Source organism: Pseudoalteromonas sp. SANK 73390 (genome assembly GCF_054966645.1).
This window is the reverse complement of the sequence record NZ_ARPN01000105.1, coordinates 1-16,367: the sequence shown is the minus strand read 5'-3', so window position 1 is coordinate 16,367 and position 16,367 is coordinate 1. Positions and strand designations below refer to the sequence as shown.

Genomic DNA, 16,367 nt, shown 5'->3' with positions numbered 1-16,367 from the left:
TTTTGAACGGATTATCTTATGCGCTTATTAATAATTTTAGCTTCATTGTTTTATGCATGCTTTGCAACGGCCTTTCAGTTTGAGAATTTAAACAGTATTGAGCAAGACGCAACGGGCAACTTTTATTTGTCGTCGCACGATGGCGTTTATAGGTACGATGGACGGCACTTTGTAGCATTAAGCGCAGTTACAAATTTACCTAGTGGTTTAGTGCGTGATATTGAATACAATCAAAGCACTCTATTTACACTATATGCAAATGGCGAAATTTGGCGTACAGACTTGCCTACCCTTCTGTCAGAAAAAATAACCGCGATTGCAGCAACAAAAATTGCAGTAACAAATACATCATTACTTGCCCTTGCAACAGACCAAGTTAAAAAAATAGACCTTGATACTGGGGTTATAAGCACTCTATATAATGGTGCTGGTAAAGTGTTGGATATTGACGCTTTCGGCTCTGACGCGTACTTAATGACAAAAGAAGGTGTGTTTTTAATTCAAAACGAAGTCGTTACTACAATAGAAGCAGGTGAAATTCAAAATGGTGATATAGCAGCAACGCCACATGGGGTTGTGTATTTTGCTAATGAAAAGTTGAGTTACTACTCGACTATACAGCAACATCTGATCAGTAATACGGAGATTAAAAGCGCAGATAACATTATTTTTGCTGCACCCTACTTTGTATATTTTACAGAAAACGAACACGTACATGAGCTAACACTTACTGATTTAAAGATTACCCGCCGTTCAATAAACCCTACTAAAAAGAATTACAGTGATCTATTTGCTGACAATAACAACAGAATATGGGGCATTGGCTTAAATAAATTTGAGCCCGTTGAAGTTGGCTTAAAATCCACCATCATTAATCTTGGCTCAAAATATAATGTAATCGAGTCGGTTAATGGCGCTATGTGGCTTGGGACAACAAAGGGCTTGTACAAAAAAGTGGGCCAATCTTATACAGCAATAGATTGGGTAAACCAAAAGGTTTCACCCAGCAAGTATGAAGTAACTGCAATGCAGCACTTTAAAGGCGGTATTGCACTGGGCACTAGCGTAGGGGCGTTTTATGTTGATATACAGTCTAATACGGTTACTAAATTACATAACGACTATGTAATTAACTTTGCAGTTGATCACAACACTTTAAACATTGCCACAAACGACAGCGGCGTAATACACGTTGATGCAAGTTTAAAAGTTACCGTGAATAAGCGTATAAAGTCATTGATGACGACTTTAGAAGTGCTTGATGTAAATGTGAGCGGGCAATCGACTTACATTGCGTCAGAGCACGGTTTATTACACATAAAAACAGATAACTGGTCAGAAATTACTTTAGACATAGATACTTTAGTAACAGACAGCTATGTATTAAATTCCACGTTATTTGCAGCCACCTACGGCATGGGCCTGTGGAGAAAAGCGAAAGGTGGCGAGTGGGAGCAGCTTAGTTCGCCGCACTTTATTAAAGAGCTTGTGCTGTTTAATAACAATTTGTACTTAGCCACAAACAACGGCGTTCATATTTTAGAGAACGGTGCAGACTACACTAAGTTGATCACAGGAACAGAAGCAGAGGCGTTCACTATTGGTAGTTTAAAAGCTTTGGGGGATCGTTTGTATGCAAGCAGCGCTGATCACATATTTGAGCTTACAACCGCAAAGTCAGTGGAGCTATTTGCGCCAAAACTTACTAGCGTAACGGTAAACGGGTTAACAAGCTTTAATGTTACAAACTTTGAGACACACAATTCATCTATTGATGTAACGGTGAGCGACTACAACTTTGTAGGCGACAATAACAATACATTTGAGTTTAAGTTGAATGGCGGCGAGTGGCAAACACTATTGGCACCTGGCATTCAATTACAAAACTTAAAAGCTGGGTCATATAACGCGGTATTCAGAATTGAAAACCAAGGTCGTTATAGCGCCGAGACTCCGCTTGAGTTTAAAGTGCTAACAGTTTGGTACACCTCACCTACTGCGGTATCTGCCTATATAGCAGCGGCTATTTTGCTCGTACTGGTCGTGTTTGCCTTTTGTTATTTTTGGGTGCAGAGCTTTCATAAAGTATATAGAAAGAACCAACAGCGCTTCCAACGTGAAGAACTCAGCGATGCAGTGCTTAAAGTACACGAAGCAAAAGCATTATGCGGCGGCGATGCAACTATGGTGACAGAGGGCTTAGTACGATTAGACGAAGCACTCGTAAAACTCGACCCAATTGCACGAGACCAAGCCGCGCTTGGCAAAGAGCGCCTAATCGTTGCCATTGATATGTTACACGTACACTGCTCATATCAAAGTGACATGGAGCTAAACTTTGACGTGTCTCTCGGTGACGCTAAGTTAGACCGTCAGCTTGAAAAAGACATATACAGCGTACTCTATCACTCAGTAAACAATGCATTAAAGCATTCACAAGCCGAGCACTTAAAAGTGAATGTTAATAAGTATGTTGACCACATATTGGTATGTATTGAAGATGACGGTAAAGGGATGTCGTTATATTCACGTTTTCACTTTGGCGTAGGTATTTACTCAATAAAGCAAATAGCCAAAACATACAAAGCCAGTTTGCAGATCAGCAGCTCAAAAACAGGCACCAAAGTGACTATGTTGTTTCCGTTTACCGACTCGCGAAGACCAACGAAAGAAGAGATAAGACGCGATGTAATGGCAAGAATGGATTGAAGTTAGGTGGTGAATTTAAGCATAGGTAAGTCACTCTATGCTTAATTGATCTAAAATAGTATTATCTATTGATTATGATCTGGCTCATAAGCGTTGTGTTGATTCTGCTAATTTAACGACATTTATTAACTCATGCTCTCTTGGTAATTTTTCATCAGTGTACCCGTTTTTACCATAGAACCTGATTGTAACTGATTCGTAGTTAGCTTCAGCTATCTTTTTAGCTACATTAATATCTATTACATCTGATATCACTTCGATTTTTTGATGCTTTCTAGCTACATCATTATAACTACCAACCACCCTATCTACTTGCCCAGCAACCTTAGCGACCATTTCTTTATCAATATAGATTTCAGCTGAATCAACAAAAGACCAGCCATCATACAAAGCCTTGAAATAAAGATCGATAGATATTTTGCTGTTTCCACTTACCCAAGTATATTGAATTGTTCTAGTTTCACTGCCCCCCATAGCTAAAAGGACATTCATATCATTCGCAGTTGCTTGTACGCGATCTTTTAATTTATCGTAAGAGCATGATATTGGCTTACAGTTTTGTGTTAAAGCAGCTTCGGGGATCCCGCTGCCTTGGCTCATTTTTGCATAGTCATTTGCAACACAACCCATTAGTGAACCTATTAGTGCAACCGTTAAAATATTATTCTTCATACTCGTTCCTTTCTCCATGTTTGAATTTTTCCAATTGTCAGCAGAACTACTTAGTATATATGCGACATCAAGCCAATTTAATCGGCATGTTTATACTTGTAAACTATTATTCTTGCATTTGTCATAACTTTTCTTTCTTCTAATGTATGTTATAAGCAATAGCCGAGCACGCGCGCGTAAGCTCAGTTTCTAATTTAAAACTAATGCCAGCAGCTTGTACTTGAGCCGAACTTTTAAATACGTGTTTAACTCAGCGTTAAAAGCTGATATTTCGGAGTGTTCATCCATTGCCTTGCGCCTAAGATGGGCTAAAAGATGTTAGAGCCTGTTGAAAACGCTCCTCTGAACCTTTTGTTAATTCGCAATGGTTCCATGCTTTGTCGAATGGCCTAAACCTAACATCTGCTTTGTACGTAGTCCCTCTGTGCTTGTGTAAAAATTGCCAATTTGCTTTAGGCGTGATTGTGCAGGGATTTTCGGTATGTATGTTGTGACCCTCTGAGTTTACGAGAGTAAACACGTATACATCACCATCGATTGAAGCAAGTTTGACTTCTTGAACGTCTGTTTTGAGTAGGGGGTAGAGAGCTGCAAATACCCCCAGACTCACCCCTGCTAGTATTGTGTAATATAACCACTTTAGTTGTGCAAACATGCAAATTTATCCTTTTGATTAGTGTGGTTTCAATTTATCGAAGTTGTATTTGTGAATAAAGTAAAAAGTGAATATTTGCGAAGATAGCTATGTAAAGTTGTTTCTATATGCGTTCTATCCTCACGCGCGCGTAGGCTTGGTTTCTAATTTATTGACCTTTCATAGGAAACCCAATGAACGATGTAACTTATGTAATGAAACCCGTTGTTGAGCAGTTGGAAAAAGTTAAAGCTGAACTTGAGCTGCTAACGCCGGAGGAATTAGCGCAGGCGCAGAAAATGGTTGGAGTGTTTTTTAAAGGCGTTGCAGAGCCAGTTGATGGTACTAAAGACGCCCTAAATTTCATTATTTACAATAGCATTCAACAAGTCGTTGAAGCTGAGCGAGCGCCAACGATGCTTGGAACATGCCCCGCTATACCAATGTTGCCGCTAACCTCTGTGCTTTATAAGGTAAAAGGTAAGCAAGACAAGCTCTACGACGCCTTGCTAAAAACCTTAACTACGCTGCATAGTCAAGCGGTAGCCGATTAACTGCTTGTGTCTTTTAAGCTGTCTATCGTTGCTTGGTAGTCTTCACTAAACTCAACTTTTTTAGTGCTGGCGTAAATGTTGATCCCTTGCTTTTTAAGTTCGCTGTAAAGGTTAATGGCATCTTGTACCGCGTCTTGTTCAGGTGAAAGCTTTGATGAGTTGTGATTGTCTGCTGCCATTAAGTGTACGGCCGCGTACGCAATAAATTGGTTCTTGTTGTTAAACATAGTTATTCCTTAAGAGAGTTAAACACCCTGTAGCCCCACGCTCAGGGTGTTTATTTTTTATCACAAAGTAAGATTTGTAGACAGTGTTACCGCTGTTTTATAAATAACGCCTCAAACGCGCTCTCTCGGGCTTAAACTCATTTGCAGTAGTCAGGTTCATCTGAAAAGGGTTTAAACAAATTTAAACGCCGTTTAAACACCTTTTAAACACCTTTTAAACATTGTTGTGTGCAATGTGTTGGGCTGGTTTTTGGTTTGGGGAGTAAAAAGCGCGGTGAGAGTTACCGCGCTATGATGATTCGTTTTGCTTATCACTTTTTTTAGGTGGAGGGTTATTTATAAAAAACTCATACATATTAGTTACACGGTAGATACCCAAAATAGCTTCTAAAGTAGCCGTTATTGAATAGCTAAATATTAAGTGAGAAAAGAACCAAAAAAACCAAACAGGCCACACACTAAACGGTATGAAAGTATGTATGAAATAAAATGCATATGCCTTGTTAATTAGTGCAACAACGATAGCCAACACTTGCAAGACCAAAAAGTGAACAAACGTCGTATTAATATCACAAAATGGAGTCGTATCGTTTGGGTTAGTCTGCTCGGCTAAAAAACTTCCTAAACTTATCATCACCAATTGCCATCCATAAAGCAAAGCCGCCTAGTGAAAATCCAAGTAAATTTGGAACAAAGCTTAGCACTGCATCCCACCAATACGGTCGGGACCATATTGGCCAAAGGATAATGTTTATTACAAATGCGGCTCGAAAGTAAGGTGACTCCAACAACTTTTCCCAGCCACCATAAGCCTTCCAGTAACGTTTAATTATATTCGGTTCAATCATTGCCTAAGGTTTCTTAAATAATCAATAGCTCGATATGCAAGCTCTTTAAATGAATTATAGTGATCAATTATATTATCGTTGAACGTATCACTCATAGCAAACGGACGATCTGTAGTTGTGATTATTGTTCTTCGATTTTCTTCATCGCGCCCTGTAACTATAAGTTTGCCATTTCTAGCCGCAATTCTAGATAACTGTTTTAGTTCATCATCCATTACGATTTGTTGCCCATTAATTGCCTTATACTCTTCTTTCACCGAATTTACATTTAATTGATTATAACGGGCAAGCAACTTACGCTCAGCATCCTCAATCGAGTTTGGCCGTGTGATGGTTAATTCTATGGCACGTTTAAATTTAAGGTTTATGGCTGCCTCAATAGCTTCATGCTGGGGTAAGTGTGTAACATTAACTTCGTTGAATATATTCACGAGCTCTTGTTGGTTAAGCAGACGATTAAAGAAGTCAGTAGCACTAGTTGAACCTAAACTTTTTTGATCTTGGTATTTTGAATATACAATAATATGCTCTTCAGGGAAGAGTATAAAATGAAACCGAACACCTAAAGGTTTCAAGTAGTTAATCTCTTTTGTTTTTTCTAACTCTTCTTCATCTGCAAATTGACCGGTTCTAGAATCAAACCAATCTGCGCCTGGCGGTATATCTGTATATTTAATTATATCTCCGTAAACTGGCGCTACTTCTTTACCAAGTGGATCTTGCTTCATTTGGTGAACTTCTGAAAGGGAGGCGTACGTAGTTCCCTTGACGTTTATAGGTCTATCTAACTGTTTTGCTGCCAAAAATAATTCTACGTATTTTTTTGGGTTATGAGGGTGAACGGTAATATTGATCGCACCTACTTCTACTTTCTTATTCATGAATTCCCTGTAAGGTAAAGGTTAACTAAGTGTTTAATTTTGACAAGCTAAGCCCTGTTTACTCTAATGTCAACTAATACGGGGTCCGTAGAATAAATAACACCGAACAAAATACTTGTTGATCGTTTTGTTTGCGGTGTTTAGTCTATTTAAATGCTGCAAGAGCACAGTATGTAAACCAGTTTCCAACTCCCCTACTTTTTTAAAATCGCTAACCTAGCTGCATGTTTTAAACGTGAGCAAAGGCAATGGCGCAAAAGAAACCCAACACAAAATTTAAATGGTTTGAAATATTCAGAGCGGGTAAACACACCGACTCAAAAGGCAATGAGGCTGAATTTAATAAGTCTGATTTACAAAGCGTTGTTGAGAATTTTAAACCGCGTACCTCGCCGCTAGTTATTGGCCACCCTAAAAACGACGATCCTGCATGGGGTTGGGCTGAAGAACTCAAGATAGAAGACGATGTTTTGTATGCGAAGGCTGAATCAGTGGACGCTGATTTTGCTGAGGCAGTTGAAAAAGCACGCTACCCAAACCGCTCCGTGCGTTTACGTAAAACAGACAACGGCTTTGAGCTTGGCCACATCGGCTTTTTAGGCGGTAAGCCCCCCGCTGTTGATGGCATGCAATGGTTATTTAGCGAAGACGAAAGTGGCGATGCGGTTGTTTTGGAGTTTGCTGCCAGTGAACGTATTGAGCAAGTGGCCATTGATAGCGCACAGGGCTTAATCAGACTTGTTGGGAACCTTAAAACTTTTGTTGCTGACAAGTTTGGCGCTGATGAAGCTAATAGCGTGTTTTCAGAGTGGGAAGCTGAATACCTTCAACAGCAAGTCACCATTGCACAGCACGAAAAACACACCGAACAACCCCCTATAGAACCTAGCGCGGAGTTTTCTGCGCCCGACAATCAAGATGAGGAAAACACCGTGACTAAAGAAGAGAAAGAAAAACTCGAAGCAAAATTAAAAGCTGAGCAAGCAAAAAACGCGCAACTGCAATTTAATCAACGCAAATTTGATGCACAAACGTTTATTGATACAAAAGTAAATGGCGGTAAAGCGCCCCGCGTCACTAACACCGACGGCATTGCTGAATTTATGGCGCATCTTGAGACCGATGAAGCCCAAACATTTGAGTTTGCAGCCGCTGACGGTGAACAAAATACCACGGCTAAACCTGTTGAGTTTTTTAAAAGCTTTTTGCAAACGCTACCAGAGCAAAAAGGGCTAACGAAAGACTTTAGTAAAGATGACGGCGGCGAAACTGAAATTGATGATTCGGCTGAAGCGTTAGCAGCTAAGGCGCTGGATTTTCAGCAAGCGGAAGCAAAGCGAGGCGTGACGGTTTCTATCTCGCAAGCACTCAACAAAGTACAAAAGGAGCAAGCTAATGGCTAATCCTGGTTTTATTAAAAATTATAACGCTGCGGGCACACTCGGTGCGTATCGAATTGCTTCACTTTTTGACCAAGCAGACTTTGCTGTTAAACAAGCTACTGATGTTGCTTCACCAATAATCGGTCTTACGGAGCATGGCAGTGATAACAGCGGACGCGTTGATATTGTAATGACACAAACAGGCTGTGTTGAGTATGGCGGAGATATAAAAACTGGCGACCCACTGGTGCCTGATGCTGATGGTCGTGCTATTGCACTCGATATGGCAGTACACGCAGAAGATGTACAAATTTGGGTTTTAGGCACCGCCCTAGAAAGTGGTACCGCAGACACAATTGGTACATCAACGATTAACCCATTTTTAATTGTGAAGTAAGGAATTAGTTATGAGCGGAATGCCATTTACACCAGATACGCAACAGACAGCCATTGCGATAGCGTATCGTAATGCTGAGTTGATTGCTGACGCAGTATGCCCAAGAGCGCCAGTTGGCAAACGCACATTTGAATATCGTGTGTTTGATAAGTCGGAGCGAATGACGATACCAGACACGTTAGTTGGTCGTAAGTCAGAAGTTAACCAGATTGAGTTTACATCTACGGAGCAATCAGCAACCTGTGAAGACCATGGTTTGTCTGACGTTGTGCCTAATGATGATATTAATAATGCACCTGTTAACTACGACCCACTGCACCACGCAACTGAGAGTATTTCGGATTTACTACTTTTAGCGCGTGAAGTACGGGTAGCAAAACTCTACTGCGACCCAGCCAATTATGGCTATAAAAACAAACTTGGTACAGGTGGGCTTAAATACTTAGATGACGACACGCTAGATGTTTTACCATTTTTGCAAGAGCTAATCGACGATATGTTGTCGGCCCCAAACCAATTGACCATCCCTAAAAAAGCGTTAACCAAGCTGCGCTCTAATAAACACGTTATTAAGGCGTATAACGGCTCATTGGGTGACAGTGGCTTGGTGCCTGTTGAGTTTATTCAAGACACGCTGGGCATTGATAAAGTGCATGTAGGCCAAGCGTGGGTTAACACGGCTAAAAAAGGTCAAACCCCAAAATACGAAGCTGCATGGGGGGCGAATCTAATGAGCTTTACACGCGTTGATGGTTTAGCCAGTGCCAGTAATAGCCGCATGACTTTTGCGCTCACGGCTCAGTATGGTAATAGAATTTCTAGCCGCCGTGATGTGGCAGCGGGCCTTGATGGCGGCGTTGAAGTGTTAGTAGGTGAAAAAGTGCGTGAATTAGCAATTGCCAAAGAGTACGGCATGCTACTGACGGACTTATTTAAACCAGCTGCCTAATTATCCATTGTCCAAACCATAGGGCGTGACGAGCGCCCTATTATCACGAGGCTTGTTATGTTTGTTAGCACATCTCACACCATTAATACCATTGGCATGCATTTGCTAGTGCAATTTGCACAGGGGCGTTTTAATAGCGAAAGCTACGCGACTGAAGAAGACCTAAACAGCGCTCTTTTACAAAGCCCTGTGACAGAGTTGCAGCAGCAAATTTATGGTTGGTTTAACACCGCAAAAACCAATGTAGATGCATTGATTTTTGGCTATGTAGCTAAGTTTAGTTTGTCTATGGACGACATTGAAAATAGTTTATTGCCAGGACTTGCCGCAGACCTCATGCGCTACGAACTGTGTACCAACGATGGCGACGAGGGCATTTTAAAGCGCCGCGACAACGCCATTAAACAGCTAGAAAAAATCGACAAAGGGGTTATTCAGCTAAAAATCTCACCCCCCACAAAAAGCACTGGGGTAATTAAAACCGCTAAACCCGCCTCACAGTTTAATTGGAGTCGCTACTAATGGCGGGCGTTTATATTGAAATATCGGGCAATGCGCTTGAGTCGTTGCAACTCATTAATAAAAAGAGCGCTGCGCCTGATGAGGTATTAGACGACATAGGCGCGTTTTTAGATAGAGACGTAACAGAGCGCTTTTTAGATGAAATGGCACCCGACGGTACGCGTTGGCAGCAATCAGAAGCAGCTAGAACAGGTAAAGGGCGTAACCCAGAAAAGCCAGGCCTAACACTTACCGACTCACGCGACTTGGCGGGGTCAGTCACACACGACGCTGATAACGGCGAATTAGAGCATGGCTTGGGTGAAGTGTACTCAGCAATACACCACTTTGGTGGAAAAGCTGGGCGCAATCACTCAGTAAAATTACCCGCACGTCCGATTATTGGTATCGAACAAAAGCAAGCTAGCACCATTGTCGAAATGGTCAGTGGCTGGCTCATTTAAACGGGGTTTAAACCATGTTTAACTTTGATTTAAACCACATTGAAACTGCGTTAAAGACGGCACGAATTGGCAATTTAGGCATGGCTGCTGATTTTAATGAAGCACGTAAACGCGCTGTTCAATCGCCTCAATTATATGTGCTGCCGCTCGATGAAGACTACGAGCTGGCCCAAAGCGTTACGGGCCAAGATGAGTACAAAATTACAGAACTATTTGCTGTGATGATTGTTATTCCTTGTATTTTCGGTAACAAAATAAGTGATGAACAAATTAAACAGCTGCGCGGGCAAGTAAAACAGGCAATTGCAGGTTTAACGTTTAAGCCATGGCAACCGATTGAGCTAAGCCGTGGCCGCATCGTTGAGCTAAACCAAACTACCAATAATTTAATCTATCAATGCCAGTTTAAAGTGACTGGCCACATAACAGTAAACACAAAGGCAGCTCCATGAAAAAAGACACCGTAGAGCCAAAACCTAAACTAACGCCCGGGCAAATTGCACAGCAGGCCCGTGAAGCGCTGGCCACGCAAACAGACCGACAAATAGTAGCGGGGGCGTTTACGCTCGATGACAACAACAAGTTAACAGCAGGGGGTAAATAATTATGAGCAGCTGGCGATTTAAAGACAAAATATTGTTGGCAGATGGGCTAGGCACAACGCTAACAGGGTTACATGCTATTTATGCCTCTGACATTGAATTTAACATTGAAAGCGAAACTGACTCCGACGAAATTGAAACCGCACACAGCGGCGCAAGCTTGCAGGTGTATTACGGTCAGCACGTGTCACTTAACTTTAAAACGCCCTTGGCCATGTGTGGCACTGCTGGGAGTTCTCCCGCAATCGCGCCGCTATTATTAGCGTGTGGCATGGTGCAGGTGTCGACGGCTTCAAGCGTCACATTTACAAAAGGCGCTGCAACCAAAGCGAAGTGTATGCTGCGTTTTGGCAGTAATACGCATGAGATAAGCGAAATGTTGGGTACGTTTAGCCTCAGCTTGGAGAAAGGTATACCCAAAATTAACTGGCAGTTTAAGGGTTTGTTTAGCCCCCCTATTCACTCTGCGGTGGCCCCTGCTGTTGATTGGGACCGCTGGAACCGCCCTGAAGTACTGGGCGTTGCGTGTAACTCCGCGTTTCAGCTTAACAACGTGGCGCGTACACTTCATAAACTCACGATTGATGTTGGTAATAATGTGATCTTTGACCGCGCAATTAATCACGAAGAAATAATGCTGACGGGCCATGAGTCAAAAGCACAAATGACGCTGAGCGCTGATGCACTGGCCAGTTTTGACCCATTTAAAGATGTTGGCCAAATGCAAAATTTTGAGTTTACGCATGGTACAGAAGCTGGCAGCAAAGTGTCGATTTTGGGGCGCTTTCAAATGCCAGTACCAAAATATGCATCGCTTGAGAGTGAATTGGCCGGCTATGAATTTGATGGGAGCCTAGTGCCAAGCGGCGCGGGCTATGACGAATTAACGTTAGTATTTGAGTGATCTGTTTATGAAATTAAAACTATTAGAAAGATTAGCTGGCTCTGTGATTAAAACCCCTGTTAACTTTGAATTTGGTGGGGTGCGATTTAAGTTCATAGCGCACGTTAAAGTGCTCACCGCGAGTGAGTTAGATGTTTTATTGAGCAATGGTATACGCGATGATAGCTTGGTTGAGGAGCTATTAATTGGCTGGGATGATTTTACAGATGAGGGTGAAAACGTACCTTTTTCGTTAGGTGTGCTTGAGCAACTGTTAGCTTATGCAGCAATAACACAGCGCTTGGCTGACGAATGCGTTAAGACTCAGTACCGAGTACAGGAAAAAAACTAACCGACGTTGCTAGGTGGTTTGTGGGCGACTTAGCAGCAACGAGCAAAACAATAGATGATGATTTGGCCCATTTTGGTGGGCCAGTCACTCAGCCCAAACAGCAAAATGAACTATATGTTTTGCCGCAGAACTGGCCCGCAGTGAATGCGCTCACGCTTGCAAGCTCACAGTGGCAATACTGCAAAGACGGTGTAGAGATAGGGCTTGATTACGCAAGAGCGGAAATAGCGTGGCGCTATGCTGAGCTTAAATTAACGCCCACCGATTTTAATAAACTGCAGTTTTTAGAGCGCACAATAATAACACTACAAAGGCAAGGCGATGAGCAAAGATTTGAATCTAGCGTTACGCTTGAAGTACGATGGTAAATCGGTCACAACAGGTACTGCACGTAATGTGCGCGATTTAAATAAATTGCCGGTTGCTATTCGCCGCCAAGTGACTGCAAACGAGCGCCTAGGTGCAAGCCAAGCCTCGATTATGCGCCAGCAAACGTCTATGGGCCAGCAGTTAGGTATTTTGCAAAGTGGTTATAGTGGGTTGGTTAGTGCCATGTCGGGTGTGGTGGGTATTGGTACCGCCGCGATGTTTGTGCGCGATACCGGCAATGCGCAATTACTCGATACGCGACTCAAAGGGTTAACCAGCTCAGCTCGCGAGTACAATGCCGTGCAAAGTTATTTGTTTGCTACAGCAGACAGACTCAACACCAGTTACACTACCCTCGCTGATTCGTACTCTAAAATACTCAACTTGCAAGAAGCTGGCGTTGTAACACAAACACAAGGCGTGAGCATTTTAGAGGGTTTTGCTAACGCGGCGGCTAAAACAGGCGCGGGTAACGAGCAGTTAAAACAAAGTTTATTTGGTATGACTCAGGGCATGACTGCGGGTGTGCTGCGAGCTGAAGAGCTCAACCAAGTTACCGAGCCGTTGCCAGGCTTGATGCAAAAATTAGATAAAGCAGCCGGCAAAGCAGCGGGCGGTTTTAGGCAAATGGTGAACGACGGCAAAGTAACCAGCCAAATGTTTAAGCGCTATTTAATCAAAGCGTTGAACGAGTATGCGGGCGCTGCTGAAGCCACTGAGGGCAAAATAAACGCCAGCTTTGCAGAGATGGGTAACGAGTACCAGCGTTTAATTCGTGAGTATGAAAAGCCTGTAAACTTTGCGGTAACAAGTGTTGTGAGCGTATTAAAAAGCGCCATGGTTGAGCTGCGTGAAAACAAAGGGCTTGTAGATAATCTAACTACCTCAGCCGCAGCCCTTGCAATTGTGCTCGGCTCTAAATTGGTGGGCAGCGCTGCACAATCTGCCAGCGCGTTTGCAAGCCAATCCATTGCTAAAAACCGCGCACTACAAGCAAGCTTGGCACTCGCAGCGCAAGAGCAACGCAGTGCTGCAATACAACATAAAGCAGCGGTACAAGCACAGCAGTTTGCACAGCATCAACTTAATGTAGCTCGCACCACCGAGCTTAGAAGCCGCGCTATTGCGCAGCTGGCTATTGCAAACCAAAAAGCGGTTGCAAGCCAAGCAGCATTAACCGCTGCGACAAATACGTATACTGCAGCGGCAAGTCGAGCCAGTGTTGCAACCCGCGCATTGTCGGGTGCCATGGCGTTATTGGGTGGGCCAATTGGTATTGCAGTCACAGCTGCTTTAGGCATCGCCTATTTTGCGAGCCAAAGCGATGAAGCAAGCACCAGTAGTAAAAAACTTAAAACTCATTTATACAATTTAAGCGATGCGTTTGACTCAGTAAATAATGCCAATGCTCGCTCTGAAATGAGCACAGCTAAAAATAAAGTGGCTAACTATACAGCCCTAATTACCAAAGCATATACAAAATTAAAACGGTTAAAAGGCCTTGAGCAAAACGCGGGTTCAGATAGAAGTAAATTTGGTTACACACAACAAATTAATGAGGTTAATCGTTACATACAAGCTCAAGCAAAATTACGTGCTGAAGCAATGGAGACTGTGCAACAGATAGCGAATGTTGAACAAAACATTAAGAATTTATCCTTCAAAATGCTTGCTGAAGGTGCTGAACTTGCAACTGCCGCATTGCCTGCGAATATACAGCGTTTACAAGCCAGTTTACTCAACGAAGAAGCCGCCCTTAAACACAGTTACAACAAGCGCAAAAAAATGGTTGAAACGGCGCGCGATAATGATGTAGCAAATACGGCTAAATACAATGCGATTCTAAAGCAACTTGATGCAAAATATGCAGATGACGTTAATAAGCTAAAAGCCAAAAAAGAAGCTGAAAAAACCCGCATTCAAAACCAAGCGGAGCGTAAACGTAAAAATGACCAACGTGCAGCGCTTGAAAATCGCATTGCACAAGTTAAAGGTTTTGCGAACCGCGAAGCACTGGCCGCTTATAACAGCACACTACAAGTTGAGCAAGCGCGTCAACAAGCGCGTGTTGATGCCGCGCGCAGAGCACAGCTCGGGTTAGCTGCTAATGACGATGTTGGCGAGATAAAACATAATGCAAACAATGAAATACGAGATATTCAGCGCCAGCAAGAGCTGTTAGCTGCAGATGGGTTTCATTCAGAAGCAGAGCAAAAAGAGTGGCAGCATCAAGAAAACTTGATGCAAATTCGCACTAAAAATACCGGTGCAATGCAACAGCATTTAATGAAATTTGCTAATTTTGAAAAAAAGACCACGCTAGAAAAAACAGATGCGGTGATTGGTATGGGAGCTGCGGGCTTAAAAGCACTGGGCCAGCAAAGCAAAACTGCATTTAAACTGTATAAAGCGTTTTCGATAAGCCAGGCATTAATCAAAACCTATGAATCGGCAACGAATGCGTATGCATCGTTGTCTATTATTCCTATCGTTGGCCCAGCCCTTGGTGCTGCTGCAGCCGCTGCAGCGGTTGCTATGGGTATGGCACAAGTTAGACAAATTAAAGCTCAACAACCTGCAGGTATTGCCCATGGTGGTTTAGATTATGTTCCAAACGAAAGCACCTACCTACTGCAGCGCGGCGAACGGGTGCTATCGCCCAAGCAAAACGTTGAAATTAGCTCAATGGCCCGTCGCTATAACGCAGGGAGCCAAGCAAACGGCGGTGCGAGCAACGGTAATGTTAGTTTTAACATTACCAATCAAATTGTTGTCCAGGGCGCTCAAGATGATGCTGCAGCCACGCGCACCGGTGAAAACATCGGTCGTCAAATCACCGCGTTGATTTTAAGTGATATTCAAGAAAACGGTGTTATTATCAAGTCAATCAGGAATGCTGCTTAAATCAATCTATCTGTTTTCCTTGAAGCTTAGTAAGGGCTGAGGGCTTCCAGCCAATTTGAGCAAAAAATTGAATAATAGACATAATAAAGGAATTATTTAATGGCAACATTTAATCAACAAGGCCAGACTGTTGGCACTCAAAACAACGCAGATACCATATCTATCGGGCAAGCTCAGAATAAGAGTGAATTTTTAGTAGAGCTGAAGGAATTACAAAAAGCACTCGAAAAAGCCATTGATGATAAGTTGATCACCGGCGAAAATGCCATTGATGCAGAAATGCATGTAAAAAAAGCTGCACTTCAAGCCAATGAAAGCCAGCCAGATAAAAGCTCGCTCATTTCTCATTTAACGTCTGCAAAAGAGTTGGTTACCTCAGCAGATAAAATCACCTTAGGATTAAGCTCCATCATTGATAAAGTTGGAGAGCTATTTTGAGCAATATTTACAATCAGACAAGTCAAACTGTGGTTGGCACACAAAACAATGCTGACACAATTAATATTTACAATGATGAGCTGGCAAAGGCTGCATTTGAGGCAATGAAAGCCCAAGTCGAGACTTTAACGGTGAGTGACCAAGAGAAGCAAGGCATTATCAAATCCCAACAAGAAACAATTACGCTCCTTCTACAACAAAAGAATAAAGATAATACGTTCGATATTGATGAAGCGTTACGGGGTATTGCTCAACACGACCTGACCAAAGCGGATGCTATTTTAGCGTCTGTGATAGATGAAGATGAATTGGTCATTGCTGAAACAGCGAACCGTTATTGTCAACGAGGCGCTTTGTGGTTTGCCACAGATACAGATAAGGCAATCATATTTTACCAAAGAGCCACTCAGCTTGCGCCTGATAATGCTAATGGCTGGAATCAGCTAGGCCACCTTTACCAAAGGCGAGGGCAACTTAACGATGCATTAGCAGCGTATGATACTGTAAAGAAAATAGGTATTACCGAAAAAGACCCTATTTTACAAGCTGTGGCTTACGGTAATATCGGCAATGCCTATCAAACACAAGGTAAGCTGGGGGG

At 42.6% G+C, this 16,367-nt stretch carries 20 protein-coding genes; 15 read left to right on the top strand and 5 right to left on the bottom strand.

From position 1 onward, the window contains the following. The first annotated feature begins 18 nt into the window (after window positions 1-18). Window positions 19-2,709, top strand: a complete 2,691-nt coding sequence (locus SANK73390_RS12635; protein ID WP_462766350.1) for a sensor histidine kinase — start codon at window positions 19-21, stop codon at window positions 2,707-2,709. 84 nt (window positions 2,710-2,793) lie between these two features. Here the strand turns inward: SANK73390_RS12635 and SANK73390_RS12630 are convergent, their stop codons facing one another. Both SANK73390_RS12630 and SANK73390_RS12625 read right to left on the bottom strand, forming a co-directional pair. After that, on the bottom strand, window positions 2,794-3,381 hold the full coding sequence (locus SANK73390_RS12630; RefSeq protein ID WP_462766349.1) for a hypothetical protein: 588 nt from the start codon (window positions 3,379-3,381) through the stop codon (window positions 2,794-2,796). Between the two features lie 298 nt (window positions 3,382-3,679). Further along, window positions 3,680-4,036 carry a hypothetical protein gene (locus tag SANK73390_RS12625; RefSeq protein ID WP_462766348.1) on the bottom strand — a complete coding sequence of 119 codons (357 nt, stop codon included), beginning with the start codon at window positions 4,034-4,036 and terminating at the stop codon, window positions 3,680-3,682. A gap of 173 nt (window positions 4,037-4,209) precedes the next feature. Here SANK73390_RS12625 and SANK73390_RS12620 point away from each other — a divergent pair, with 173 nt between their 5' ends. Continuing rightward, window positions 4,210-4,569 carry a hypothetical protein gene (locus SANK73390_RS12620; RefSeq protein WP_462766347.1) on the top strand — a complete coding sequence of 120 codons (360 nt, stop codon included), beginning with the start codon at window positions 4,210-4,212 and terminating at the stop codon, window positions 4,567-4,569. On the opposite strand, the gene SANK73390_RS12615 is transcribed toward SANK73390_RS12620, so the two are convergent. From SANK73390_RS12615 to SANK73390_RS12605, 3 genes are all read right to left on the bottom strand, one after another. Then, on the bottom strand, window positions 4,566-4,796 hold the full coding sequence (locus SANK73390_RS12615) for a hypothetical protein (RefSeq protein WP_462766346.1): 231 nt from the start codon (window positions 4,794-4,796) through the stop codon (window positions 4,566-4,568). The two genes, SANK73390_RS12620 and SANK73390_RS12615, sit on opposite strands and share 4 nt — an antisense overlap. Before the next feature lie 596 nt (window positions 4,797-5,392). After that, a complete protein-coding gene (locus tag SANK73390_RS12610) occupies window positions 5,393-5,644 on the bottom strand; it encodes a hypothetical protein (RefSeq protein WP_462766345.1) in 252 nt (83 codons plus the stop codon). Continuing rightward, a complete protein-coding gene (locus SANK73390_RS12605; protein ID WP_462766344.1) occupies window positions 5,641-6,525 on the bottom strand; it encodes a DUF4747 family protein in 885 nt (294 codons plus the stop codon). Before SANK73390_RS12605 ends, SANK73390_RS12610 begins: the two co-directional genes overlap by 4 nt. Window positions 6,526-6,773: 248 nt before the next feature. Between SANK73390_RS12605 and SANK73390_RS12600 the strand changes: the two genes are divergently transcribed. From SANK73390_RS12600 to SANK73390_RS12540, 13 genes are all read left to right on the top strand, one after another. Continuing rightward, window positions 6,774-7,928: a hypothetical protein gene (locus SANK73390_RS12600; RefSeq protein WP_462766343.1), complete on the top strand. Its 1,155-nt coding sequence runs from the start codon at window positions 6,774-6,776 to the stop codon at window positions 7,926-7,928. Next, window positions 7,921-8,304 (top strand): hypothetical protein, encoded by a 384-nt coding sequence (locus SANK73390_RS12595; protein ID WP_462766342.1) that lies wholly within the window; start codon window positions 7,921-7,923, stop codon window positions 8,302-8,304. Before SANK73390_RS12600 ends, SANK73390_RS12595 begins: the two co-directional genes overlap by 8 nt. A gap of 10 nt (window positions 8,305-8,314) precedes the next feature. After that, entirely contained in the window at window positions 8,315-9,253 is a 939-nt protein-coding gene (locus tag SANK73390_RS12590; protein WP_462766341.1) for a capsid protein, read from the top strand. A 57-nt stretch (window positions 9,254-9,310) separates the two neighbouring features. Further along, window positions 9,311-9,775 (top strand): phage protein Gp36 family protein, encoded by a 465-nt coding sequence (locus tag SANK73390_RS12585; protein WP_462766340.1) that lies wholly within the window; start codon window positions 9,311-9,313, stop codon window positions 9,773-9,775. Beyond that, a complete protein-coding gene (locus SANK73390_RS12580; protein WP_462766339.1) occupies window positions 9,775-10,218 on the top strand; it encodes a phage virion morphogenesis protein in 444 nt (147 codons plus the stop codon). The genes SANK73390_RS12585 and SANK73390_RS12580 overlap by 1 nt, the downstream gene beginning before the upstream one ends. A 14-nt stretch (window positions 10,219-10,232) precedes the next feature. Then, window positions 10,233-10,670 (top strand): phage tail terminator protein, encoded by a 438-nt coding sequence (locus SANK73390_RS12575; RefSeq protein ID WP_462766338.1) that lies wholly within the window; start codon window positions 10,233-10,235, stop codon window positions 10,668-10,670. Further along, window positions 10,667-10,822 (top strand): hypothetical protein, encoded by a 156-nt coding sequence (locus SANK73390_RS12570; RefSeq protein ID WP_462766337.1) that lies wholly within the window; start codon window positions 10,667-10,669, stop codon window positions 10,820-10,822. The genes SANK73390_RS12575 and SANK73390_RS12570 overlap by 4 nt, the downstream gene beginning before the upstream one ends. A gap of 2 nt (window positions 10,823-10,824) precedes the next feature. Next, window positions 10,825-11,724 carry a hypothetical protein gene (locus SANK73390_RS12565; protein WP_462766336.1) on the top strand — a complete coding sequence of 300 codons (900 nt, stop codon included), beginning with the start codon at window positions 10,825-10,827 and terminating at the stop codon, window positions 11,722-11,724. A 7-nt stretch (window positions 11,725-11,731) separates the two neighbouring features. Next, window positions 11,732-12,055, top strand: coding sequence for a hypothetical protein (locus SANK73390_RS12560; protein WP_462766335.1), 324 nt, complete (start codon window positions 11,732-11,734; stop codon window positions 12,053-12,055). 20 nt (window positions 12,056-12,075) lie between these two features. Beyond that, entirely contained in the window at window positions 12,076-12,423 is a 348-nt protein-coding gene (locus SANK73390_RS12555) for a hypothetical protein (protein WP_462766334.1), read from the top strand. After that, window positions 12,377-15,328 (top strand): tape measure protein, encoded by a 2,952-nt coding sequence (locus SANK73390_RS12550; protein WP_462766333.1) that lies wholly within the window; start codon window positions 12,377-12,379, stop codon window positions 15,326-15,328. Before SANK73390_RS12555 ends, SANK73390_RS12550 begins: the two co-directional genes overlap by 47 nt. Window positions 15,329-15,427: 99 nt before the next feature. Beyond that, a complete protein-coding gene (locus tag SANK73390_RS12545) occupies window positions 15,428-15,766 on the top strand; it encodes a hypothetical protein (protein WP_462766332.1) in 339 nt (112 codons plus the stop codon). Next, window positions 15,763-16,367 (top strand): tetratricopeptide repeat protein (locus tag SANK73390_RS12540; RefSeq protein WP_462766331.1); only part of this gene is annotated, 605 nt, incomplete at its 3' end. The genes SANK73390_RS12545 and SANK73390_RS12540, both read left to right, overlap by 4 nt.